General features: G+C 69.2%; 20 protein-coding genes and 1 pseudogene. 13 read left to right on the top strand and 8 right to left on the bottom strand.

Annotated elements, in window-relative coordinates; translation table 11 throughout:
- The first annotated feature begins 8 nt into the window (after positions 1-8).
- The 5 genes from trpB to ACP2AD_RS10950 are packed head-to-tail and all read left to right on the top strand — an operon-like array spanning position 9 to position 4,373.
- Positions 9-1,238, top strand: coding sequence for a tryptophan synthase subunit beta (gene trpB / locus ACP2AD_RS10930; protein ID WP_425230083.1), 1,230 nt, complete (start codon positions 9-11; stop codon positions 1,236-1,238).
- Entirely contained in the window at positions 1,235-1,360 is a 126-nt protein-coding gene (locus ACP2AD_RS10935) for a hypothetical protein (protein WP_425230084.1), read from the top strand. Before trpB ends, ACP2AD_RS10935 begins: the two co-directional genes overlap by 4 nt.
- Positions 1,357-2,151 (top strand): tryptophan synthase subunit alpha, encoded by a 795-nt coding sequence (trpA, locus tag ACP2AD_RS10940; protein WP_425230085.1) that lies wholly within the window; start codon positions 1,357-1,359, stop codon positions 2,149-2,151. The genes ACP2AD_RS10935 and trpA overlap by 4 nt, the downstream gene beginning before the upstream one ends.
- A complete protein-coding gene (accD, locus tag ACP2AD_RS10945) occupies positions 2,148-3,008 on the top strand; it encodes an acetyl-CoA carboxylase, carboxyltransferase subunit beta (RefSeq protein WP_425230086.1) in 861 nt (286 codons plus the stop codon). Before trpA ends, accD begins: the two co-directional genes overlap by 4 nt.
- A 27-nt stretch (positions 3,009-3,035) precedes the next feature.
- Positions 3,036-4,373 carry a bifunctional folylpolyglutamate synthase/dihydrofolate synthase gene (locus tag ACP2AD_RS10950; protein ID WP_425230087.1) on the top strand — a complete coding sequence of 446 codons (1,338 nt, stop codon included), beginning with the start codon at positions 3,036-3,038 and terminating at the stop codon, positions 4,371-4,373.
- On the opposite strand, the gene ACP2AD_RS10955 is transcribed toward ACP2AD_RS10950, so the two are convergent.
- Entirely contained in the window at positions 4,370-6,058 is a 1,689-nt protein-coding gene (locus tag ACP2AD_RS10955) for an AmpG family muropeptide MFS transporter (RefSeq protein WP_425230088.1), read from the bottom strand. The genes ACP2AD_RS10950 and ACP2AD_RS10955 overlap by 4 nt on opposite strands.
- Positions 6,059-6,119: 61 nt before the next feature.
- Between ACP2AD_RS10955 and ACP2AD_RS10960 the strand changes: the two genes are divergently transcribed.
- The gene (locus ACP2AD_RS10960) at positions 6,120-7,316 is read left to right on the top strand and encodes an aromatic ring-hydroxylating oxygenase subunit alpha (RefSeq protein WP_425230089.1); all 1,197 of its coding nucleotides are present in this window, start codon (positions 6,120-6,122) and stop codon (positions 7,314-7,316) included.
- 25 nt (positions 7,317-7,341) lie between these two features.
- Here the strand turns inward: ACP2AD_RS10960 and ACP2AD_RS10965 are convergent, their stop codons facing one another.
- Complete coding sequence (locus ACP2AD_RS10965) at positions 7,342-7,800, bottom strand: response regulator (protein WP_425230090.1); 459 nt, start codon at positions 7,798-7,800, stop codon at positions 7,342-7,344.
- A 149-nt stretch (positions 7,801-7,949) separates the two neighbouring features.
- Between ACP2AD_RS10965 and ACP2AD_RS10970 the strand changes: the two are divergent.
- A pseudogene (locus ACP2AD_RS10970) lies at positions 7,950-8,657 on the top strand (pseudouridine synthase); the annotation flags it as partial.
- Between the two features lie 478 nt (positions 8,658-9,135).
- On the opposite strand, the gene ACP2AD_RS10975 reads toward ACP2AD_RS10970, so the two are convergent.
- Positions 9,136-9,519: a hypothetical protein gene (locus tag ACP2AD_RS10975; protein WP_425230091.1), complete on the bottom strand. Its 384-nt coding sequence runs from the start codon at positions 9,517-9,519 to the stop codon at positions 9,136-9,138.
- Between the two features lie 51 nt (positions 9,520-9,570).
- On the opposite strand from ACP2AD_RS10975, the gene rsmD reads away from it, so the two are divergent.
- Positions 9,571-10,155, top strand: a complete 585-nt coding sequence (gene rsmD / locus ACP2AD_RS10980) for a 16S rRNA (guanine(966)-N(2))-methyltransferase RsmD (protein WP_425230092.1) — start codon at positions 9,571-9,573, stop codon at positions 10,153-10,155.
- On the opposite strand, the gene ACP2AD_RS10985 is transcribed toward rsmD, so the two are convergent.
- Positions 10,152-11,114 (bottom strand): phosphatase PAP2 family protein, encoded by a 963-nt coding sequence (locus ACP2AD_RS10985; protein ID WP_425230093.1) that lies wholly within the window; start codon positions 11,112-11,114, stop codon positions 10,152-10,154. The genes rsmD and ACP2AD_RS10985 overlap by 4 nt on opposite strands.
- 163 nt (positions 11,115-11,277) lie before the next feature.
- Here ACP2AD_RS10985 and ACP2AD_RS10990 point away from each other — a divergent pair, with 163 nt between their 5' ends.
- The 3 genes from ACP2AD_RS10990 (at position 11,278) to ACP2AD_RS11000 (ending at position 14,445) form a co-directional block, all read left to right on the top strand.
- On the top strand, positions 11,278-13,602 hold the full coding sequence (locus ACP2AD_RS10990; protein ID WP_425230094.1) for an ATP-dependent helicase: 2,325 nt from the start codon (positions 11,278-11,280) through the stop codon (positions 13,600-13,602).
- Positions 13,599-13,727, top strand: coding sequence for a hypothetical protein (locus ACP2AD_RS10995; RefSeq protein ID WP_425230095.1), 129 nt, complete (start codon positions 13,599-13,601; stop codon positions 13,725-13,727). The genes ACP2AD_RS10990 and ACP2AD_RS10995 overlap by 4 nt, the downstream gene beginning before the upstream one ends.
- A gap of 202 nt (positions 13,728-13,929) precedes the next feature.
- The gene (locus ACP2AD_RS11000) at positions 13,930-14,445 is read left to right on the top strand and encodes a glycine zipper 2TM domain-containing protein (protein ID WP_425230096.1); all 516 of its coding nucleotides are present in this window, start codon (positions 13,930-13,932) and stop codon (positions 14,443-14,445) included.
- A gap of 136 nt (positions 14,446-14,581) precedes the next feature.
- Here ACP2AD_RS11000 and ACP2AD_RS11005 read toward each other — a convergent pair whose 3' ends face one another.
- Together ACP2AD_RS11005 and ACP2AD_RS11010 are read right to left on the bottom strand one after the other, a co-directional pair.
- Positions 14,582-14,896 (bottom strand): hypothetical protein, encoded by a 315-nt coding sequence (locus ACP2AD_RS11005; RefSeq protein ID WP_425230097.1) that lies wholly within the window; start codon positions 14,894-14,896, stop codon positions 14,582-14,584.
- Between the two features lie 208 nt (positions 14,897-15,104).
- Positions 15,105-17,198, bottom strand: coding sequence for a prolyl oligopeptidase family serine peptidase (locus tag ACP2AD_RS11010; protein WP_425230098.1), 2,094 nt, complete (start codon positions 17,196-17,198; stop codon positions 15,105-15,107).
- A gap of 101 nt (positions 17,199-17,299) precedes the next feature.
- On the opposite strand from ACP2AD_RS11010, the gene ACP2AD_RS11015 reads away from it, so the two are divergent.
- Together ACP2AD_RS11015 and ACP2AD_RS11020 are read left to right on the top strand one after the other, a co-directional pair.
- Positions 17,300-18,721: an MFS transporter gene (locus ACP2AD_RS11015; protein WP_425231156.1), complete on the top strand. Its 1,422-nt coding sequence runs from the start codon at positions 17,300-17,302 to the stop codon at positions 18,719-18,721.
- A 54-nt stretch (positions 18,722-18,775) separates the two neighbouring features.
- A complete protein-coding gene (locus tag ACP2AD_RS11020; protein WP_425230099.1) occupies positions 18,776-19,621 on the top strand; it encodes an alpha/beta fold hydrolase in 846 nt (281 codons plus the stop codon).
- Between the two features lie 70 nt (positions 19,622-19,691).
- Here the strand turns inward: ACP2AD_RS11020 and ACP2AD_RS11025 are convergent, their stop codons facing one another.
- On the bottom strand, positions 19,692-20,006 hold the full coding sequence (locus ACP2AD_RS11025; RefSeq protein ID WP_425230100.1) for an FtsB family cell division protein: 315 nt from the start codon (positions 20,004-20,006) through the stop codon (positions 19,692-19,694).
- A gap of 31 nt (positions 20,007-20,037) precedes the next feature.
- Positions 20,038-21,327: a phosphopyruvate hydratase gene (gene eno, locus ACP2AD_RS11030; RefSeq protein ID WP_425230101.1), complete on the bottom strand. Its 1,290-nt coding sequence runs from the start codon at positions 21,325-21,327 to the stop codon at positions 20,038-20,040.
- Positions 21,328-21,437 lie beyond the last annotated feature (110 nt).

Here is a 21,437-nt window from a genome sequence, read left to right on the forward strand (position 1 = left end):
CCCAATCGATGAACGCCCCCAATTCCTTTCGCCTGCAACCCGACGAACGTGGCCATTTCGGCGAGTTCGGCGGCCGGTACGTGGCGGAAACGCTGATGCCGCTGGTCCTCGACCTCGACCGCGAGTATCGCGCGGCAAAGGCCGACCCCGCGTTCCAGGCGCAGTTCGACGACCTGCTCGAACATTATGTCGGCCGCCCCTCCCCGCTCTATCATGCCGAGCGGCTGACCACGGCGCTGCGGGCCAATGCACCGGCAGGCAGGGGTGCGCAGGTCTGGTTCAAGCGCGATGAGCTCAACCACACCGGCGCGCACAAGATAAACAATTGCATCGGCCAGATCCTGCTCGCGATCCGGATGGGCAAGACGCGGATCATCGCGGAGACCGGCGCGGGGCAGCACGGCGTCGCCACCGCCACCGTTTGCGCACGCTTCGGCCTGCCCTGCGTCATCTACATGGGCGCCAAGGACATCGAGCGGCAACAGCCGAATGTCTTTAGAATGAAGCTGTTGGGCGCCGAAGTTCGCGCCGTGTCGAGCGGCTCGCAATCGCTCAAGGACGCGATGAACGAGGGGCTGCGCGACTGGGTCGCGAACGTCCACGACACCTTCTACATCATTGGCACCGCCGCCGGGCCTCACCCCTATCCCGAGCTGGTCCGCGATTTCCAGAGCGTGATCGGCACCGAGGCACGCGCGCAGATGCTCAGCCGCACCGGCCGCCTCCCCGACCTGCTCGTCGCGGCGATCGGCGGCGGCAGCAACGCGATCGGGCTGTTCCATCCCTTCCTCGACGACACAGATGTCAGGATGCTCGGCGTCGAAGCGGCGGGGCACGGCCTCGACAAGCAGCACGCGGCGTCGCTGGCGGGCGGCTTCCCCGGCGTGCTCCACGGCAACCGCACCTACCTGCTCCAAGACGAGGACGGCCAGATCGCCGAGGCGCACTCGATCAGCGCCGGGCTGGACTATCCCGGTATCGGCCCCGAGCATGCCTGGCTGAAGGAAATTGGGCGGGTCGACTATGACAGTGCGACGGATGCCGAGGCGCTGGATGCGTTCCAGTTGCTCTGTCGCACCGAAGGCATCATCCCTGCCCTCGAACCCTCGCACGCGATTGCAGCTGTGACGCGCAAGGCACGGGAAATGCGGCAGGACCAGATCATCCTAGCGAACCTGTGCGGCCGCGGCGACAAGGACATCTTCACCGTCGCCGAGGCGCTGGGGGTGGCGATATGACCTTTGATGAGTTGGAGCCCATCCTGCGAACAGTCGCGCCGTATCGCCTGCTTATTCTGCCCGTAACCGTTCTGCTGTTGATCGTTGCCGTGTTCGGCATCGTGAAGTTCGTTCGCCGGTGAATCGCCTCGCCGCCGCCTTCGGCGCAGGCCACGCGGCGCTCGTCACCTTCGTCACCGCTGGCGACGGTCCCACCCCCGCCATTCTCGACGCGCTGGTCGAGGGCGGAGCCGACATCATCGAACTGGGCATGCCATTCACCGACCCGATGGCCGATGGCCCCGCCATCCAGGCGGCGAACATCCGCAGCCTCGACGCGGGCACAACGACTGCCGCCATCCTGCTGATCGCGAAGGGCTTTCGCCAGCGGTACGCCGACGTCCCGCTCGTCCTGATGGGCTATGCCAACCCCATGCTCCGCCGCGGCGCGGAGTGGTTCGCGCGCGAGGCGGCCGCGGCAGGCGTCGATGGCGTGATCTGCGTCGACTTGCCGCCCGAGGAGGACGACCGGCTCGGCCCTGCCCTGCGCGCGCAGGGCATCCATCCAATCCGCCTCGCCACCCCGACCACCGACGCCGCGCGCCTGCCGGCCGTGCTGAACGGGGCGAGTGGTTTCCTCTATTATGTTTCCGTCGCCGGGATCACCGGGCTGCAGCAGGCCGCCGCCGCCTCGATCGAGCAGGCGGTCGCGCGGCTCAAGGCTGCCACCGACCTGCCCGTCGCGGTCGGCTTCGGCATCCGCACCCCCGACCAGGCGGCCGCCGTCGCCCGGGTCGCCGACGGAGTCGTGGTCGGCTCCGCGATCGTGGAGCTGGTCGGCGCGCGCGGCGATGCTGCGCCCGCCGCGATCCTGTCCTATATCCGCAGCCTCAGGGCCGCGATCGACGCGACCGCAAGGGAAGCTGCCGCATGAGCTGGCTTAATTCCGTCCGCAACGCACTGTCCTTCGGCGCCAAGCCCAAGGTCACGTCGGACAACCTCTGGCACAAGTGCAAGGGCTGCGAGCAGATGGTCTTCTCCAAGGAATGGGAGGAGAACCAGTTCGTCTGCCCCAAATGCGATCATCACGACCGCATCGGCCCGTCGGAACGGTTCAAGGAACTGTTCGACGAGGGCAGCTGGCAGGTGATCGCCGCGCCCAAGGTGGCGGAAGACCCGCTCAGGTTCCGCGATTCGAAGCGCTATGCCGATCGTCTCAAGGCGGCGCGCGCCGACACCGCCGAGCAGGACGCGCTGGTCAACGCGCACGGCCGGATCGACGGGCACGCGGCGGTTGTCGGGGTGCAGGACTTCGCCTTCATGGGCGGCTCGATGGGGCTGGCGGTGGGCGAGGCGTTCGTCCGTGGCGTCGAGAACGCGATCCGCGAGCACTGCCCCTATGTCATCTTCACCGCCAGCGGGGGCGCGCGGATGCAGGAGGGCATCTTGTCATTGATGCAGATGCCGCGCAGCACGGTGGCGATCGACATGCTGCGCGACGCCGGCCTGCCCTATATCGTCGTGCTGACCGATCCGACCAGCGGCGGCGTCATGGCCGCCTATGCGATGCTGGGCGACATTCAGATCGCCGAGCCGCGCGCCACCCTCGCCTTCACCGGCCGCCGCGTGATCGAGAACACGATCCGCGAAAAGCTGCCCGACGACTTCCAGACGAGCGAATATTATCTGGAGCATGGGCTGATCGACATGGTCGTTCACCGCCACCAGCTGAAGGCGCGGCTGGCGACGGTGATCGGCTACCTGACGGCGGGCGAAAAGGTCGCGGGGTAAACCGCGGTTTTCACGGCGCGCGGCCCGATGCCCGACCACGCCATTTCGACCTCGCCCGCCGTGCAGGCGCAGCTTGATCGGCTGTTCGCGCACGGACCGGGCACCGACACGCTCGGCCTCGACCGCATCACGCGGCTGCTCGCGCGGCTGGGCGATCCGCACCGCGCGCTGCCGCCGGTGTTTCACGTCGCCGGGACCAACGGCAAGGGTTCGACCTGCGCGTTCCTGCGGGCAGCGCTGGAGGCGGCGGGGTATCGCGTCCACGCCTATACCAGCCCGCATCTGGTCCGCTTCAACGAGCGCATCCGGATCGCGGGCATGCTGATCGACGACGACGCGCTCGCGCCGTTGCTGGCTGAGGTGCTCGACCAGGCGGATGACCTCAACGCCAGCTTTTTCGAGGTCACCACGGCGGCCGCATTCCTCGCCTTTGCGCGGATCCCGGCGGACGCATGCGTGGTGGAGGTCGGGCTGGGCGGGCGGCTGGACGCGACCAACGTACTCCCCGCGCCCGCGGTGTGCGGCATCGCCGCGCTCGGCATCGACCATGAGGCGTTCCTGCTCGCGCCCGAGGCCGGCGTCCCGATCGATCCGGCCGCGCGCATCGCCTTCGAGAAGGCTGGCATCGCTAGCCGCGGCGTACCGCTGGTCACGCTGGCCTACCCGCCCGCCGCGGCCGAAGCAGTGCGCGCGGTGGCGGCGGCACGCGGCGCGCCGCTGCTGATCCGGGGCAAGGCCTGGGAGGTGACGGAGACGGAAGGCGGCCTTCGCTTTCGCGACGGCAAGGACGAGCTGGTCCTGCCGCGCCCCGCGCTCGCCGGGCCGCATCAGCCCGACAATGCGGCGCTCGCCGTCGCGATGCTGCGCAGCCAGGGGGCGCTCCCGGTCGGTCCCGACGCCCTCGCGCAGGGACTTCGCTCTGCACGCTGGCCGGCGCGGATGCAGCGACTGGGCGACGGCGCTCTCGTCCGCCGCCTGCCGCCCGCGCAGCGCCGCCGCGGCGCCTGGCTCGACGGCGCGCACAATCCGTCGGCCGCCGCCGCTATCGCGGGGAGCTGGGCCGACAATGCCCCGACCGCACTGATCGTCGGGCTGCTCGCCAACAAGGATGCGGCGGGCGTGCTCCGCGCGCTCGTCACGCCCGGCATGCGCGTCGTCGCCGTGCCGGTCCCCGGCCACACGCACCACGCGCCCGCGGCGCTGGCCGCGCTGGCGGCCGATCTCGGCGCGCTGGCCGCGACCTCAGGCGACGTCGCGGCCGCGCTCGACTGGCTCGCGAAAACGCCGATCGAGTCGGTCCTGATCGCAGGCTCGCTCTATCTCGCGGGCGACGTGCTGCGACTGAACGACGAGCTGCCCGATTAGGCGCGTTCGCCGGTATCCCCTGCCTCGACAGTCGGCGCGGCCCATGCCGCGCGCCACCATTCCAGCAGGACGAACGCGATCGCCACCAGCCCGGCCGCCGCAGTCCATCGGAAAACCGGGGCATAGCTGTAGCGGTCGATCATCTCGCCCGCGATACCGCGCCCCAGCGAGCCGATCAGGAAGGTCAGCGACGACAGCAGCGCGTACTGCACCGCCGGAAACTTCTTCGACACGATGCTGGAGACATAGGCGACGAACGCCGCCCCCGCGAGGCCGGTCGAGACATTCTCATACGCGATCGTCAGCAGCAGCCGCGCCATCCTGAGGTCGCTGCCCGCCCAGGCCGCCAGCCGGTCCAGTCCCAGCGCACCCAGCACCGCGTCGATATGCACCGCGCCGTCCGCCAGGTCGGCATAGACGAAATTGCCAAAGATCGGCAGCGCGGCTCCGAGCAGTACCGTCGGAAACCGCCCGAGCTTGAGAAACAGCGTGCCGCCGAGCGCGATCCCGGTCATCGACATGATGATCCCGAACACCTTGGACGCGAACGCCACCTCGTCCTTCGTGTAGTGCATGTAATCGAGGTAGAAGGGGTACGCGAACGATGCCCAGACATTGTAGCAGAAGGGGTAGCTGAGGATCAGCGCGATCACGAACAGCACGCCCCAGCCCAGCCGCCCGACCAGCTCCGTCAGCGGGGCGACCAGCGCGCGGTAGAGGTGATCCGCCGCCCGTCGCAGCCCGCCGTGCGATCCACCGGCCGCGACGACGCGCGCCGTCGGCGCGGCACGGCGCGCCCTGAGGACATTGAGCACGGCCGCAACGCCCAGCGGCGCGAGCACGGTCGCCGCAACAATCAGCGGGCCGTAGAATTTGAGGAACTCGGCCGTCGACGGCGGCTTCGCGCCCGCCGGCGGAGTCGCCAGCACCGACGCCATGAAGCCGATCAGCGTCACGATCGCCCAGCCCCAGCACACCCCCACCACCGCCAGCGCGATGCCGCGGGTGCGCTCGTCCAGCTCGCCCGCCTCGACCGCGGCGGCGTCGGGCGGCGTCGGTGTGTCGGGTGCGGCGAGCCCGATCAACAGCGCCGCCCCCATCAACGCCGCCATTACCGCATAGACCGCGGGCCAGCTCATGGACACCGCCAGGTGGAGCGCGAACGCGCCGCCGACGATCGACGCGGTGCGGAACCCCAGCTGATAGACAGCCGACAACACCTCGACCGGCGTCGCTGCATCCGCGGCATCGATTCGCCAGGCGTCGATCGCGATGTCCTGCGTCGCCGACGCCAGCGCGCCCAGGAACGCGAACAGCGCGAATTGGCCTATCGCCACACGCGGATCGGTCGCGACCAGACCCAGCAGCGCCGCAACGATCACCGCCTGACAGGTAACGATCCAGCCCTTGCGCCGCCCGAGCCGCCCGACGCCGGGCAGCCGCAGGCGATCGACCGCGGGCGACCACAGGAACTTGAACGCGCTCGCCAGCCCGATCCAGGACAACAGCCCGATGGTCGCGAGGTTGATGTGCGCCTCTCCCAGCCACGCCGTCAGCGTGCCGATCAGCAGCGCAAAGGGCAGCCCGGAGGAAAAGCCGAACGCCAGCATCGCCCCCGCCTTGCGCGACCGCAACGCCACGCCCAGCAACCAGAACCCCTTCGGTCGCACCGCCGCCGTCACCATCAAGTCTTGCTCCCGAACCCGAACGAGCGGACACTAGCGAGAAAATGCGGGAGAGGTAGCCATGTCCGTGACCGTCGAGCGCCGACCCGCGTCGATGCGGCCCACCGCCGGCCAGCTCGCGCTGGCGCAGCAGCTCGCCGACGGCGGCTCACGGGGGAACCGCGGCGTCACGCATGTCGATGCGACCGCCTATACCTCGTTCGAGCGCCACGCCGTCGAACAGGCGCGCATCTTCGCGCGCGCGCCGCTGGTCATCGCGCCGTCGGCGCTGCTGCCCGAACACAACATGGCGGTCCCGCATGACGGCTTCGGCAAGCCGCTGCTGATCGCCCGCGACGCCGAGGGCGAAGCCCATGTCTTCCTCAACGTCTGCCGCCACCGCGGCACCCGGCTGGTCGAGGGCAGCGAGCCGGTCTGCGCGCCGCGGCTGGTCTGTCCCTATCACGCTTGGACCTATGCACTGGACGGCCGCCTCACCGGGCTGCCGCGCCCCGACAGCTTCCCGGGCCTTGACAAGGCTGACTTTGCGCTGAAGCGGCTGCCGACGCGCGAAGCGGGCGGGTTGATCTGGTTCAGCTTCGACGTCGAAGAAGGTGGGCAGGCGGACTTCGACCATGCCGATACGCTAGGCCACGACTTCGACGCCTTCGGGCTGGCGGGGCTGCACCTGTTCCGCCGCCGCACCCATGACGTGGCCGCGAACTGGAAGCTCATCATGGATGCGTTTCTGGAGAGCTATCATGTCCAGCGGCTCCACGCCGCGACGATCGGCCCGTTCTTCAAAGACGGCGTCACCAGCGGCGACACGATCGGCCCGCACCGGCGCTCGGCAGTGGGGCGCGAGATCGACGCCGCCGCAGTGCGCGCGGAGGACTGGCCGACGCTGCGCCGCGCGATCACCTATACCTATCAGCTGTTTCCCGGCACGCTGCTCATCGTCAGCCCCGACTACGTCAATCTGATGGTGATGATGCCGCAGGCACACGACCGCGTGCTGGTCGAGGATTTCATGCTGATCCCGGAGCCGCCCGCCACCGGACCCGAAGGCGATCGGGCGCGTGCGCATTGGGAGAAGAGCTGGACCCTGCTCGACGGCGGTGTCTTCGCCAGCGAGGATTTCCGCGCTGCCGCGCTTGGGCAGGAAGGGTTGCAGTCGGGCGCGGTCGACCGGGTGACGCTGGGCACGCTGGAGACCGGCATCCGCGCCTTCCACGACGAGGTGGAGGCCCGACTGCCGCAGGCGGATAGCGTCGGCTGATCGCGAGACGGCCGGGCCGGCCGGGCTAGCCAGCGTCGCGCGGCACGGCCATCCCTCCGCTGTCGTCTCCGAACAGCGTCAACCCCGTCGGCAGCCGGCGCGGCGCTTTGCCTTCCATCCTCGTTTCGATGGCCTGGATCGCCGCCACCAGATCGCGCGGTGCATAGGGTTTCGCGAGGCACCCGATCGCCAGCGCGCGCGCCTCGGCCGGGCATTGGCCGGTGACGAACAGCACTGCGATGCCGGCTGCCTGCGCCGCGCGCGCGACGTCGACGCCCGATCCGTCCGCCAGCCGCACGTCGGCGACCACCAGATCAATATCGTCATGCGCGCGAAGTGCCGCCAGCGCCGCACCTGCACGATCCACCGTCGCGACGATTTCGAAGCCCGCATCGGTCAGGACATGTTCGTTGTCGAACGCAACCAGGGGCTCGTCCTCGACGATCAGCAACCGGGTAATGTGCCGTTTCCTCCGCCCGAACACGTTCGGCCCCCTTTCGTTCGCTCCTTAACGCCCGGAACGCCGCCGAGTCGCAACGATTTTCTGACCGAAGGCAAAGAAGCGCTGTATGCGCCGCAAGCATGGCACGGCCCATCGACCCCAACCGCACCGGCGACGATGCCCCGCGCGACGGCGAGAGGATCGCCAAGCTCCTCGCCCGCGCGGGCATCGCTTCACGTCGCGAGATCGAACGCTACATCGCCGAGGGCCGCGTCGCGCTCGACGGCACGCCGCTGACGACCGCGGCGACGGTGCTCACCTCACTTCGCGGCGTCACGGTCGACGGCAACCCCGTGGCGGCCCCGGAGCCCGCGAGGCTGTTTCTTTATCACAAGCCGGTCGGCCTGCTGGTCACGGAGCGCGATCCTCGCGGCCGACCGACCATCTACGACCGTTTGCCGGCCGGCCTGCCGCGGGTCGTGCCCGTCGGCCGGCTCGACGCCGGCACCGAGGGGCTACTGCTGCTCACCACCGATGGCGGGCTGAAGCGCCAGCTGGAGCTGCCGGCCACCGGGGTCGAGCGCACCTATCGCGCCCGCGCGCACGGGCGCGTCGGCCAAGAGGCGCTGGAAGAGCTTATCCACGGCATCGAGATCGAGGGCGTCCGCTACGGCTCGATCGACGCTAATCTGGAGCGGCGGACGGGCGCTAACGCCTGGATCGAGCTGACGCTGACCGAGGGCAAGAACCGCGAGGTGCGCCGCGTGCTGGAGCATCTGGGCGTCGCGGTGAACCGCCTGATCCGTACCCGCTACGGCCCGTTCGTGCTCGGTGAACTTCCCCCGGGCGCGGTCGGCGAGGTGCGGGGCCAGGACATCGCCACCTTCCGCCAGGCGCTCGCGGCAAAACGCCCGCGCGTGGAGGAGCGGGTGGCGGTGACGGCGGGCGGTGCGGTGCGAACAAGGGCTCGCCCCGCGGCGCCGGCGAAACCGCTCGCCGACGGCAGGAGCGGACCTGCGCCCGGTCGGCCGGCGCTGCCCAAACCGCGATCCACCGAGGCGCAGGAACCCCGCTCAAGCGCGGGCCGGCGTCCGGCTGCTACGCGCCCACGCGGCGGGATCATCCGTGCCCAGCCGCTCCCGGTCGCGCGCCGTGACGAACCGGCGCGCAGCAAACCGGCAGCGCCGCAACCGGTCAGCCTTCCCGCCGGGGCCGGAGAGGAGGCGGAGTCTGCGTCCCGCTTGCCCAGGCCGCAGCGCAAGGCGGGTTGGGCCAAACCCAAACCCCGCCCCAACGCGCGGCCGCCGAAGAAGCGCTGATGCGCCCTCCCGGCCATGATCTCGCAGCAACTGCGCGATCAGCGGTGAACGGCGGGCGCTACCGCCTGCAGATGCCATTGCCCGCGGCGCCGTCGCGCAGCAGCCGTCGCTTCACCTCCGGCGAGGCGCGCTGCACGCCCTCGCAGCGATCCTTCGCCTCGACGACGCCCGCGACATCCTCCACCACCGTTGCCGCCTCATGCAGCGCGCGGACGACGGCGGGCGGTCCGCCGCGGCGCTTCAGCTCGTCCTCCGCCATCGCCAGCAGCCGCTCCGAATAGCCGAGCTCCTCCGCAAGCCGGCGGTCAAGCGGATCGGCGGTCGGCTCCGGGCGGGCCAACTGCCTGCGCAGCGCCTGCAGCTGCTCGACCTGAAGATCGCGGATCTCGTCCGTCGTGATCGGCCGTCCGCCGGACACGGCCTTGCCGAACTGATATGTCATGGCTTCCAACTCCTGTTGGCCGCCCCCCGATGGGCGCGCTACGGCACGGCGGTGAAGAAACCCTCAACCGCGCACGCCGTCTCGCGCCAGAAGCTCCGGGTGATTGCCGGCGCTTGTCGCGGCCGCGCCCTTGCCACACCGGCTGGCGAAACGACGCGGCCCACCGCCGATCGCACCCGCGAGGCGCTATTCTCGATGTTGGTCAGCCGCATCGGCAGCTTCGAAGGCCTGACCGTTGCGGACCTGTTCGCGGGCTCTGGCGCGCTCGGGATCGAGGCGCAGTCGCGCGGCGCAGCGTCGTGTCTGTTCGTCGAGCAGGACGGCGCCGCGCTCGACGCGCTGCGCGCCAACCTGCGCGCGCTGGCGCTTGCCGGCGAAGTCCGCGCCGCCAGCGTGCTCGCGCTCGGCCCTGCCCCGGCCCCGCTCGACCTGATCCTGATGGACCCGCCCTACGGCACGGGCGCGGGCGTGGTGGCGCTGGACAGGCTGGCGCGGCTGGGCTGGACCGGTCTCGCGACGTGGGTCAGCCTGGAGACGGCACGCGACGAGACGGTGGCGGTGAAGGGCTTCGTCGCCGACGCCGAGCGGGTCCACGGCAAGGCGAAGCTGACGCTGCTCCGCGCCGCCGCGGGCTAGCGCGTCAGCGCCATCCGCATCGCCCGGTCGCGTCGCGACAGCCGCGGCAGTATCTGCGCATGGACCAGCGCCACCAGCAACAGGCTGGCCGCCGCCACGCCGGCGCCCGCGATCATGTCAACGAGGTAATGCGTCCCCTCGACCGGCGTCGCCAGCAGCATCGCCGCATTGACCCCGAGCACCGGCCAGCGCAGCTGCGGCGTCGTCCAGGCCGACACCATGAAGATCACCGCCGCGGCGGTGTGGAAGCTCGGCATCGACACCAGCCCGCGCAGCGCGCCGACGTCGACGTAATGGATCTGATGCTGGCGCAGCGGCGGGATGAGCTCTGGCTGCCACAGCGCGCTGACCGGCATGTATGGCACCGGCCCGTGCCACAGATAGGCGAGCGGCCCGACCGCAGGCATCAGTCGGAACAGCGCCAGCGTCGTCGCCGCCGCCACCGCCAGCGCCGCGATCATCCCGCGCGCACGATCGCGCCGTCCGTTGGCCGCGAACGCCGCCAGGATCGCTGCGGGCATCCAGAAGATGCTGTCATAGGCTAGCCGCCCCGCCACCTGCAGCACCGGATGCGCGGCGACGACGCGGTACCAGCTCAGCCAGTCGAACCCGATCGCCGCATCCGCGCGCGTCAGCGCCGCATCGATGAAGCCTTGGCTCTCGGCCGCTTGCGGATAGCTCGCCAGCGCGCCGAACAGCGCGATCAGCGTCGCCAGGCCCAGATACTCGGCGAGGTCGCGGACCAGATGCTGCCGCCGGTTGACCGGGTTGCGCAGGCCCACGCACAGGCCGATCACCACCAGCGCGCAGATATAGAAGGGCCAGGTGCTGGGTGCGCCCAGGTCGACCTTCAGCCCCGCGCGATACATCAGCCCGGTGATCGCCGTGATTCCAAGCCCCGCCCCGGCGATCATCCACGCGCCCGGTATTGCCGGTCCGGTCGTCGTCTTGGCCTGCATCAATGCCCACCTGTGCCGCCATCCGGCTGACGGATCGATTACAGCAAAATGACAAGCTTGCCAGCCGGATAGGTCCGGCGGCCCGGCACCGCCCGCGGACCAGGCGCGGTCTGGGCGCAGTCCGGGATTGCTCCCGGCCCCAGCGTTCCCTACCTGTTCATAGGTGAACGAGCCTGCGCAAGCCCTGTCGGACCCGCCCTATCTGCGTGGCCTCAACCCGCCGCAGCGCGAAGCGGTGCTGACGACGGAGGGCCCCGTGCTGATGCTGGCGGGCGCGGGCACGGGCAAGACCGCGGCGCTGACCGCGCGGCTGGCGCACCTGCTCTTCACGCGCAAGGCGTGGCCGTCGGAGATCCTCTCGGTCACTTTCACCAACAAGGCGGCGCGCGAGATGCGCGAGCGGGTGGGCCGCCTCGTCGGCGAGGCGGTGGAGGGGATGCCGTGGCTCGGCACCTTCCACGCGATCGGCGCCAAGATGCTGCGCCGCCATGCCGAGCTGGCCGGGCTGCAGTCGAACTTCACCATCCTTGACACCGACGACCAGCTGCGCCTGTTGAAACAGCTGATCCTTGCCGCCGATCTCGACGAAAAGCGCTTTCCCGCGCGTAGTCTCGCCGGGCTGATCGACGAGTGGAAGAACAAGGGGCTGACCCCCGCAGACATCGACGCGGGCGAGAGCGAACGCTACGCCAACGGGCGCGGCGGCGACCTGTATCAGCGGTATCAGGACCGGCTGAAGGCGGTGAACGCCTGCGACTTCGGCGACCTGCTGCTGCACATGCTGGTCATCCTGCGCACCCATCGCGACGTGCTGGAGACCTATCAGCAGCGCTTCCGCTACATCATGGTCGACGAGTATCAGGACACCAACAGCGTCCAATATCTCTGGCTCCGCCTGCTCGCCCAGAGCCGCAAGAACATCGCCTGTGTCGGCGACGACGACCAGTCGATCTATTCCTGGCGCGGCGCGCAGGTCGAGAACATCCTCAAGTTCGAGCATGACTTTCCGGGTGCAAAGGTCATCCGCCTGGAACAGAACTACCGCTCCACCCCGCACATCCTCGGCGCCGCTGGCGGCGTGATCGCCAACAATACCGGCCGGCTGGGGAAACAGCTATGGACCGAGCTGGACGCAGGCGAGAAGGTCCGCGTGCTCGGCGTCTGGGACGGCCCAGAAGAGGCGCGCCGGGTCGGCGAGGAGATCGAGGCCTGCCAGCGTAACGGCGTCAGCCTCGACGACACCGCGATCCTCGTCCGCGCCGGCCACCAGACCCGCGAGTTCGAAGACCGCTTCATCGCGATCGGCATGCCGTACAAGATCGTCGGCGGCTTCCGCTTCTACGAGCGCGCGGAAATCCGCGACGCGCTGGCCTATCTGCGCATCGTCAATCAGCCTGCGGACGACCTCGCCTTCGAGCGGATCGTGAATGTCCCCAAGCGGGGGCTGGGCGACAAGGCGCTGGCCAAGCTCCACACGCTCGCGCGACGCGCGGGCGAGCCGCTCACCGTCGCCGCCGCGCGCATCCTCGACACCGACGAGCTGACTCCGCAGGCGCGGCGCGCGCTCGGCAACCTGATCGGCGACATCGCGCGCTGGCGCGACATGGCGGCCGAGCTGCCCCACCCCGAACTCGCCCGCCAGCTGCTCGACGAGAGCGGCTACACCGCGATGTGGCAGGCCGAGAAGTCGGTCGAGGCGGCCGGGCGGCTGGAGAACCTGTCCGAGCTGGTCCGCGCGATGGAGGAGTATGAAACGCTCGGCGCGTTCCTGGAGCATGTCAGCCTGGTGATGGAGCGCGAGGGCGACACACGCGTACCGGAGGTCACGATCATGACCATCCACGCCGCCAAAGGGCTGGAGTTCGACACGGTATTCCTCGCCGGCTGGGAAGAGGGCCTGTTTCCTTCGCAGCGCGCGCTCGACGAAGGCGGTACGCGCAGCCTCGAGGAGGAGCGCCGCCTCGCCTATGTCGCGATTACCCGCGCGCGGCGGCGCGCGATCATCCTCCACGCCGCCAACCGCCGCATCTACGGCCAGTGGACCTCATCGCTGCCAAGCCGCTTCGTCGGCGAGCTGCCGCCCGAGCATACCGATAGCGAAACGACGATGAGCGGCGGTGAATCGCTGTGGCGCGCCAACTGGAGCGAGCATGCCGATCCGTTCGCCAACGTCGCGCGCGGCACCGGCCGCGGCCCGGGCTGGCAGCGCGCGGCAGGCACGCTCGACGCGCCCGCGGCGGCGGTGCGCGACGGCGGCAGCTGGACCCAGCGCACCTTCACCCGCGAACCCGCCCGTATCGTCGAATCACGCGGCCCCGCAATCAGCCTGGGCAATAGGGGTCGCAGCGATCTGAGCGTCGGGCAGCGCGTCTTCCATCAGAAGTTCGGCCACGGCCTGATCGCCGAGATCGAGGGCAACAAGCTGGAGATCGAGTTCGACGCTGCCGGGCGGAAGCGGGTGATGGACAGCTTTGTGACGGCGGGGTGAAGACGCCCCGCCATTTCGACGATCGCATGGCGCTGAAGGTGCTCGACCACCACCTCGCCGCGCCGCCGCCGAAAACCGATCTGGCGACGGCCTTGGCGATGATCGGCGACGGCGCCGGCCCTTAGGATTGATACGGGATGCGGCAAGTTCGACAACTTCCGGCACGGCGATAACGCTGATCTGCGCCAAGTTCGACAATTTTGGCCGAAAGGCCGTATCTGCTCCGCTGGGTGCTCCCGCCCGCCCGCGGGAACGATACGCTCCCGAAACCGTATTGACCCGTTGTCCGGCCAGCGCGCCGGGCCTGTACAACCGAGAGGACATCTCATGCTCACCAGGTTTCTCACTGCCGCGGCCGTCGTCGCGACGCTCGCCACCGCCGCTGCACCCGCGATGGCGCAGAGCCGCGCCGACGACGCCCGCTTCCGCGCCGCGCAGCAGCGGTTCGACAGCGAGTATCAGCGCTTCCGTCAGGAGGCCGATTACTACGCTCAGACGCGCAGCCGGACGAGCTACAATGCGCCGTCGAGCTACAACAACCAGCGCTATGACGACGATCGCTATGATCCGAACTACGATCCTTCGCGTTACTATCGTCAGAGTAGCTCGGAGACGGTGCTGAGCGCCGACGACCGCGTCTATGCCGGCAATGACGGCCGCTATTACTGCCGGCGATCGGACGGCACCACCGGGCTGATCGTCGGCGGCGCGGCGGGCGGCGTGCTCGGCAACGTCATCGACGGGGGCCATTCACGCACCGTCGGCACGCTGCTCGGTGCAGCACTGGGCGCGGTCGCCGGCCGGGCGGTCGAGCAGAACAATTCGCAGGTGCGTTGCCGGTGAAGATTGAGCGGCCTGAGATTGCGTGAGCGATCCCAGGCCGCGCTGCTCCTGCTGGCGAGGCCGTGGCGGGCTTGCCTGACGGTGGCAGCTCCCGACGTGCGCGGCGCGAACAACCCGCTGTGACGAGCGGCCGGACCTAGCCCCCGACCGCCATCACCACCTCACCCTGATACCGTTCCGCCGCTGCTTCATAGAGCGCGCTCGGCTCCCACCGGCGCGGCGTCAGCCGGACGGCGCTCAATCCGGCCAGTTTGAACGTGCCGAGCTTGGCCTCCTTGGGCGGACGTCCGTCGCGCTCCAGCGTCACCGCATCGACATGGAGATCGCCATGTTTGGTGTAGAGGATATGCGGCGCCAGCGTCAGCTCGACGCGGTTATAGGTCGCGGCGACCGCCTGCTGCTTGACGATTGCTTCCAGGAACAAGGGCGTGGACGGGTCGGGAGCGGTCATCGTTTACCCTCTGCCAGCAGGTCTGCTGCAGTGCAACGATGCGCCCCCCGGCCCCGGATCGCGCCTAGTGGCGGAAGAAAAGCAGCCAGAGCACTAGGATGACGGGGATCGGCACGCCGATCAGCCACAGCAATATGCCCTTGCCCACAATGACACTCCTCTGTTCGTTACGAACGGAAAACGGCCGAGCCGCAACCGCGTTCCCCGATCACAGCGCCGGTCCCATCAGCTTCTGCGCGAAATAGACCATCTGCAGCGCCTGCAGCCGCGCCCCCTGTGCGATGTCGGCGTCACCCGAATGGCCCCCCGCCGTGTCCTCGTAGAACAGATAGGGCAGCCCGAACTCATGCATCCGCGCCGCGAACTTGCGGGCATGCTGCGGCCCGACACGGTCGTCCTTGGTTGTCGTCCAGATATAGGGCTCCGGATAGACGACGCCGCGCCGCAGCTGCGCATAGGGCGAGATCTGGTGCAGGAACGCCGCCTCGTCGGGCACGCTCATCGAGCCGTATTCGTCGACCCACGACGCCCCCGCCGCGATCTGCTCGTAGCGCTCCATGTCGAGCAGCGGCACCTGGATGGTGACGGCGCGCCACAGCTCGGGATGCTGCGTCATCTCTACTCCCATCAGCAGCCCGCCATTCGATCCGCCATAGATGCCCAGCTTCGCGGCACTGGTGATCCGTCGCGCGAACAGGTCGCGGGCGACGGCGGCGAAGTCGTCATAGATTACCTGTCGATGCGTCTTGCGGCCCGCATCGTGCCAGCCGGGCCCGAACTCGCCGCCGCCGCGGATGTTGGCGAGCACGAACGCGCCGCCCCGCTCCAGCCACAACTTGCCCATCGACCCCGAATAGCTGGGCGTCATCGACAGCTCGAACCCGCCATAGGCGGTCATGATCGTCGGCGTCGTCCCGTCGAGCGGCGCGTTGCGGCGATGGACAACGAAATAGGGCACGCGCGTCCCGTCAGAGGAGGTCGCCTCGAACTGCTCGGCGACGAGCCCGCTCGCGTCGAACCGCGCTGGCGTCGTCCTGACCCGCACCGGCTGCCCCGCCGCGGCATCGAGCGCATAGAGCGTCGTCGGCGACAGGAAGCCGGTGACGCTGAGATAGGCATGGTCGCTGCGCAACGTGCCGGTGACCACCCCGACCGTAGCATTGTCGGGCAGCGTCAGCGGCCGGCTGGTCCAGCCGCCCGGCCCGTGGCTCCAGACGAAGGCGCGCCCGCGGACATTGTCGTTGACCACGACCAAGAGGTGGTTGCGCGTCTGGCCCAACCCCTCGATCGACTGACGCGGACCCGGGGCGAAGATCAAGGCCGGCCTCAGCACCCCGTGCTCGACCTCGGCCAACGGCGCCGACGCGATCGCACCCGCGGGCACGTCACCCCAGCGGTCGCTGGTCGAGAACACCACCTGCCCGTCGATCAGCGCGCTCGGCCGGGTGCGGGCGGGCAGATCGAGCCTGACCGGCCCGTGCGGCGTCAGCAACAGCGTCTCGGCTCCAAAAAAGGTGAGGCCGCGGGTGATGAACACCGCCTGGTGCCCTTGCGAGTCTCGCAACGTGTAGGCCCCGGTCGACACCTGATCGCCGACGGCGCCGCGGAAGATCTCCGTCGCCCGTGCCAGCGGCTCGCCCCGCTTCACCGTCTTGAGCACGAAGGGATAGCCCGATGCCGTCGTCGTCCCGGGTCCCCAGTCGCGGCTGACCAGCAACGTGTCGGCGTCGAGCCACGTCGCATCCTGCTTCGACTTGGGCAGAACGAAGCCGTTGTTCACAAAGCGACCCGCGACCAGGTCGAACTCGCGATATTCCACCGCATCCTCGCCGCCTTCGGACAGCGCGACGAGGCACAGCCGCTCCTCGGGCTGCAGGCAGGTCGCGCCCTTCCATACCCAGCTCTTGCCCTCTGCCCGGCCGAGCGCGTCGACATCGATCAGCGTCGCCCAGTGCGGCTCGGGATTGGCGTAGTCGGCCTCGGTCGTCCACCGCCACACGCCATGCGGGTGCTCGGCATCGCGCCAGAAGTTGAGGACGCGGCCGCCCGTCAGATCGGGGGCCGGAATACGGTCGCGCGCCGACGCGATCGTCAGGGCTTCGGCGTAGAAGGTGGCGTAGCGCCGGTCGTCCTGCAGCCGCGGCAACGTCCGAGCGTTCTCCGCCTCCACCCAAGCCAGCGCCCGCGCCCCGTCCTTGTCCTCGAGCCACCGATAGGGGTCCGTCGTCGTCATCGCCGCCGTCTGCGCGAGCGACGGGCCAGTCGCAAGCAACACGAGCAGCAGAGCGGCAATTCCACGCATTCGATCACTCCCTCGTCATCCCGGCCTTGTGCCCGGATCGCTCGTGATGCCAAGGCCTGGCCATGACCGAGTGGACGACGCCGGATGCGGGGACAAGGCCCATGACGCCGGCGGACGCCGCGGGCGCGGGTGCCGACGGGCTGCCCACGCCGCGCCGCTATCTCGCGGTTGCTGCCATGTCCTTTGGTTCCGCGCTGGTCATCATCGACGGCGGCGTTGCCAATGTCGCCCTGCCGACGATCGCCCACGATCTGGGCGTCGAGCGCTCCGCCGTCGTGTCGATCGTGACCATCTATCAGGTGACACTGGTGATGCTGATGCTGCCGCTCGCGGGGCTGGGTGAGCGTATCGGGCTGAAGCGCACCTATCAGGGGGGCCAGGCGCTGTTCACCGCCGCGACCTTGCTGTGCTTCTTTGCCAAGAGCCTGCCGTTCCTGCTGGTCGTGCGCGCAGCGCAGGCGGTGGGTGCGGCGGGGGTGCTGGCAGTCGCGTCGGCGCTGATCCGCCAGATCTATCCGTCCAATCAACTCGGCCGCGGGCTGGCGATCAACGCGGTTGTGGTGACCAGCTCCGCCGCCGCGGCACCGACGATCGGCGGCCTCGTGCTCGGCTTTGCGCCGTGGCCGTGGGTGTTCGCCAGCGCCATCCCCTTTGCGGTGCTCAGCCTCGTCTGCGGTCGCGCTATCCCTGCGCCGGCGCCCCGTCACGCGCAATTCGACCTTGCGGGCGCGGTGATGTGCGCGGGGATGTTCGGGCTGGTGATCGGCGGGCTTGAAAGTTTCGTTCACGGGGACAGCCCCGTCGTCTCCGCGGCGATCGTTGCCGCTGGGATCGCGATCGGCGTCTATTTCGTCCGGCGCGAGCGCGGCTCGGTCGCGCCGATCCTGCCGGTCGACCTGCTGGCGCAGCCGGTGATCGGCCTGTCGGCGCTCGGCGGCTTCGTCGCCTTTACCGCGTCGATGACGCTGCTGATTTCGACGCCGTTCAGGCTGCAGGCGCTGGGTTTCTCGGCCGCGACGATCGGCGCCTGCCTCGCCCCCTGGCCGATGACCAACATGGTTGTCGCCCCCGCGGCCGGGTATCTGTCCGACCGCATTCCTGCCGGGCTGCTCGGCGGCATCGGCATGGTCGTGTCGGTCAGCGCGCTTCTGTTGCTCGGCTTCCTGCCTGCGCACCCGAGCTATTTCGACGTCGCCTGGCGGATGGCGTTGTGCGGGGCGGGTTTCGGCACCTACCTGCCGCCCAACGCGCGACTGCTGGTCGGCTCCGCGCCGCGTGAGCGTGCGGCGGCGGCGGGCGGGCTCGTGTCGACGGTGCGGTTGACGGGGCAGACGACGGGCGCGACGCTGGTCGCGGCGCTCCTCGCGGCTGGGGTCGGCACCGGTGAGACGCCGCCGTTCGTGGCCGCGGGTCTCGCGCTGGCCGCGGGTCTGCTCAGTATCGCCCGGCTGCGGCCCCCGATCCGTAACCCGGATGGGGTCGAGACACAGACGGAAGTGCCCGTGCTCAAACAAGCGCGCTGACCGGAACGCGGCAACCCGCGGCTCGTTAGGCAGCATCGCTACCGGAGTTTCTGTATGCCCTACGTCAAGACCCGCGACGGCACCGAACTGTACGTCAAGGATTGGGGATCGGGCCGTCCGGTGATCCTTATCCATGGCTGGCCGCTCAGCGCCGACATGTGGGATGCGCAGGCAATGGCGCTGGCCGAAGCGGGCTTCCGGGCGATCGCTTATGACCGTCGCGGCTTCGGCCGTTCGGGCCAGCCCTGGGACGGCTATGACTATGACACGCTCGCCGACGATCTCGCCGACGTCATGGCGGCATCGGGCGCTACCGAAAACGCGACGCTGGTCGGCTTCTCGATGGGCGGCGGCGAAGTCGCCCGTTACATGAGCCGGCACGACGGAAAGGGCGTCGTCGCGGCGGCGTTGATCGCCTCGGTTGTGCCCTATCTGCTCAAGACCGACGACAACCCCGACGGCGCGCCCGCAAGCGTGTTCGACCAGATCAAGGACGGCATTCGCGAGGACCGCGCCCGCTTCTTCCGCCACACCTTCATCCCCGCCTTTTTCGGAGTCGGCTGGGTGACAAGTACGGTCAGCGACGACGTGATCGACCTTGCTACCCGCACCGCGACGATGGCGAGCCTCAAAGCGACGCTGGCGTGCGTCGATGCGTTCGGCAAGACCGACTTCCGCCCCGACCTGGCGAGCTTCGGCGTGCCCACGCTGATCATCCATGGCACCGGCGACAAGACCGTGCCGATCGAGCCGAGCGCGCGCGCCGCCGCCCGCGGCATCGCCAACGCGCAACTGGTCGAATATGAAGGCGAGCCGCACGGGCTGAACGCGACGGCGAGCGATCGGCTGACGAAGGACCTGCTGACGTTCCTGGGCGCTGGCGGCGCCCGAGCGGCATAGCGGGACCGATCTCCGAGCTGGGTCGCTATCATCCGAAATGACGGCGGCGCCTTATCCGGCCGTAGCCGGATCAGCGGAGCGGCACTACCAGCTCGTCCGGGTGAACGACGTTGAGCTGCTTGCGGGTCATCTCATCGACCATGTCGGGCGTGGCGTGGTCGGGATCAAGTAGCGCCACCCGATTGCGGAGCACCGCGCGTCGTGCATCGAGCGCCGCATATTGACGCTCGCGCAGCGCGAGCTGGCGCTGATAGTCGCCATAAGCGAGCCCGCCATTGGGTCCCAGCACCGCATAGGCACCGAAGAACGCGATCAGCACCAGCCCCAGCGCGGGCGCAGCCGCCCGGCGCAGCGTTCTGGTCAGGGCAGATGGCTTGCGGCTCACCGGGCGATGATGCCGGAGCCGCCGTCGCCGATCAAGCAGGCTTCCGGCCGCGGATCACGTCCCGCCCCGCAAACCGCGCGGCCGATCCCAGTTCCTCCTCGATCCGGATCAGCTGGTTGTACTTTGCAAGCCGGTCCGACCGCGCCAACGAGCCGGTCTTGATCTGCCCACAATTGGTCGCAACCGCGAGATCCGCGATCGTTGCATCCTCGGTCTCGCCGGACCGATGCGACATGACGGCAGTGTAACCGGCTCGATTGGCCGTTGAGATCGCATCCAGCGTCTCGGTCAACGTCCCAATCTGGTTGACTTTCACCAGGACCGAGTTCGCTAGCCCCCGCGCTATACCCCAGCGCAGCCGCTCCGGGTTGGTCACGAACAGGTCGTCGCCGACCAGCTGGACCCGTGCGCCGATTGCCTGCGTCAGCGCGGTCCAGCCCTCGACATCGTCCTCGGCCATGCCGTCCTCGATCGAGATGATCGGGTACCGCGCGACCAAGTCTTCGTAATAGCGCGCCATCTCCTGCGGCCCGAGCACGCGCCCCTCCGCCGAGATGTCGTACCTGCCGTCAACAAAGAACTCGGTCGACGCAGGATCGAGCGCCAGCATCACATCCTCGCCCGCAGTGTATCCCGCGGACTCGATCGCCCGCATGATGTACCCCAGCGCCGCATCGGTGCTGGCGATGTCCGGCGCGAAGCCGCCCTCGTCGCCGACCCCGGTCGCCAGCCCTTCATCGTGCAGCGTCTTCTTCAGCGCGTGGAAGATTTCGGACCCATAGCGCACTGCCTCCGCCAGGCTTGGCGCGCCGACGGGCATCACCATGAACTCTTGGAAGTCTATCGGGTTATCCGCATGCTCGCCGCCGTTGATGATGTTCATCATCGGCACCGGCAGCAGGTGCGCAGCGACCCCGCCGACATAGCGATACAGCGGCAGCCCGCGCGCGTCCGCCGCCGCCTTTGCCGCCGCCAGGCTGACGCCCAGGATCGCGTTGGCGCCCAGCCGCCCCTTGTTCGCCGTTCCGTCCAGCGCGATCATCGCGGCGTCGAGGTCCTGCTGGTCCTCCGCGTCCATCCCGATCAGTGCCTGCGCAATCTCGCCGTTTACCGCTTCGACCGCCTGATCGACCCCCTTGCCGCCCCAGCGCGCCTTGTCGCCATCGCGCTTTTCCACCGCTTCATGCGCGCCGGTCGACGCGCCAGACGGCACCGCGGCGCGCCCGAAGCTGCCGTCTTCCAGCAGCATGTCCACCTCGACCGTCGGGTTGCCGCGGCTATCGAGAATGGTGCGGGCGTGGATGTCGATGATCGCTGTCAAACGAGGAACTCCGGTTGCTGGTCCCGCCTGCCCCTACCGCCCGTCTTGACCTGCGGCAATCGAGGCCGGACGATTGGAACCGGCGCTTACTGCCCGCCGTTACGCATCCC

This window comes from Sphingomonas sp., from assembly GCF_965248875.1.
Lineage (GTDB): Bacteria > Pseudomonadota > Alphaproteobacteria > Sphingomonadales > Sphingomonadaceae > Sphingomonas.

Excerpts from the sequence above, each read along its gene's own strand:
- ACP2AD_RS10960 (WP_425230089.1), top strand. The coding sequence starts at position 6,120 with ATGTCCGTGACCGTCGAGCGCCGACCCGCGTCGATGCGGCCCACCGCC.
- ACP2AD_RS11020 (WP_425230099.1), top strand. The coding sequence starts at position 18,776 with ATGCCCTACGTCAAGACCCGCGACGGCACCGAACTGTACGTCAAGGAT.
- ACP2AD_RS10955 (WP_425230088.1), bottom strand. The coding sequence starts at position 6,058 with ATGGTGACGGCGGCGGTGCGACCGAAGGGGTTCTGGTTGCTGGGCGTG.
- ACP2AD_RS10975 (WP_425230091.1), bottom strand. The coding sequence starts at position 9,519 with ATGACATATCAGTTCGGCAAGGCCGTGTCCGGCGGACGGCCGATCACG.
- ACP2AD_RS11010 (WP_425230098.1), bottom strand. The coding sequence starts at position 17,198 with ATGCGTGGAATTGCCGCTCTGCTGCTCGTGTTGCTTGCGACTGGCCCG.
- accD (WP_425230086.1), top strand. The coding sequence starts at position 2,148 with ATGAGCTGGCTTAATTCCGTCCGCAACGCACTGTCCTTCGGCGCCAAG.
- trpB (WP_425230083.1), top strand. The coding sequence starts at position 9 with ATGAACGCCCCCAATTCCTTTCGCCTGCAACCCGACGAACGTGGCCAT.
- ACP2AD_RS11000 (WP_425230096.1), top strand. The coding sequence starts at position 13,930 with ATGCTCACCAGGTTTCTCACTGCCGCGGCCGTCGTCGCGACGCTCGCC.
- ACP2AD_RS10950 (WP_425230087.1), top strand. The coding sequence starts at position 3,036 with ATGCCCGACCACGCCATTTCGACCTCGCCCGCCGTGCAGGCGCAGCTT.
- ACP2AD_RS10935 (WP_425230084.1), top strand. The coding sequence starts at position 1,235 with ATGACCTTTGATGAGTTGGAGCCCATCCTGCGAACAGTCGCGCCGTAT.
- ACP2AD_RS11015 (WP_425231156.1), top strand. The coding sequence starts at position 17,300 with ATGACGCCGGCGGACGCCGCGGGCGCGGGTGCCGACGGGCTGCCCACG.
- ACP2AD_RS10985 (WP_425230093.1), bottom strand. The coding sequence starts at position 11,114 with ATGCAGGCCAAGACGACGACCGGACCGGCAATACCGGGCGCGTGGATG.
- ACP2AD_RS11005 (WP_425230097.1), bottom strand. The coding sequence starts at position 14,896 with ATGACCGCTCCCGACCCGTCCACGCCCTTGTTCCTGGAAGCAATCGTC.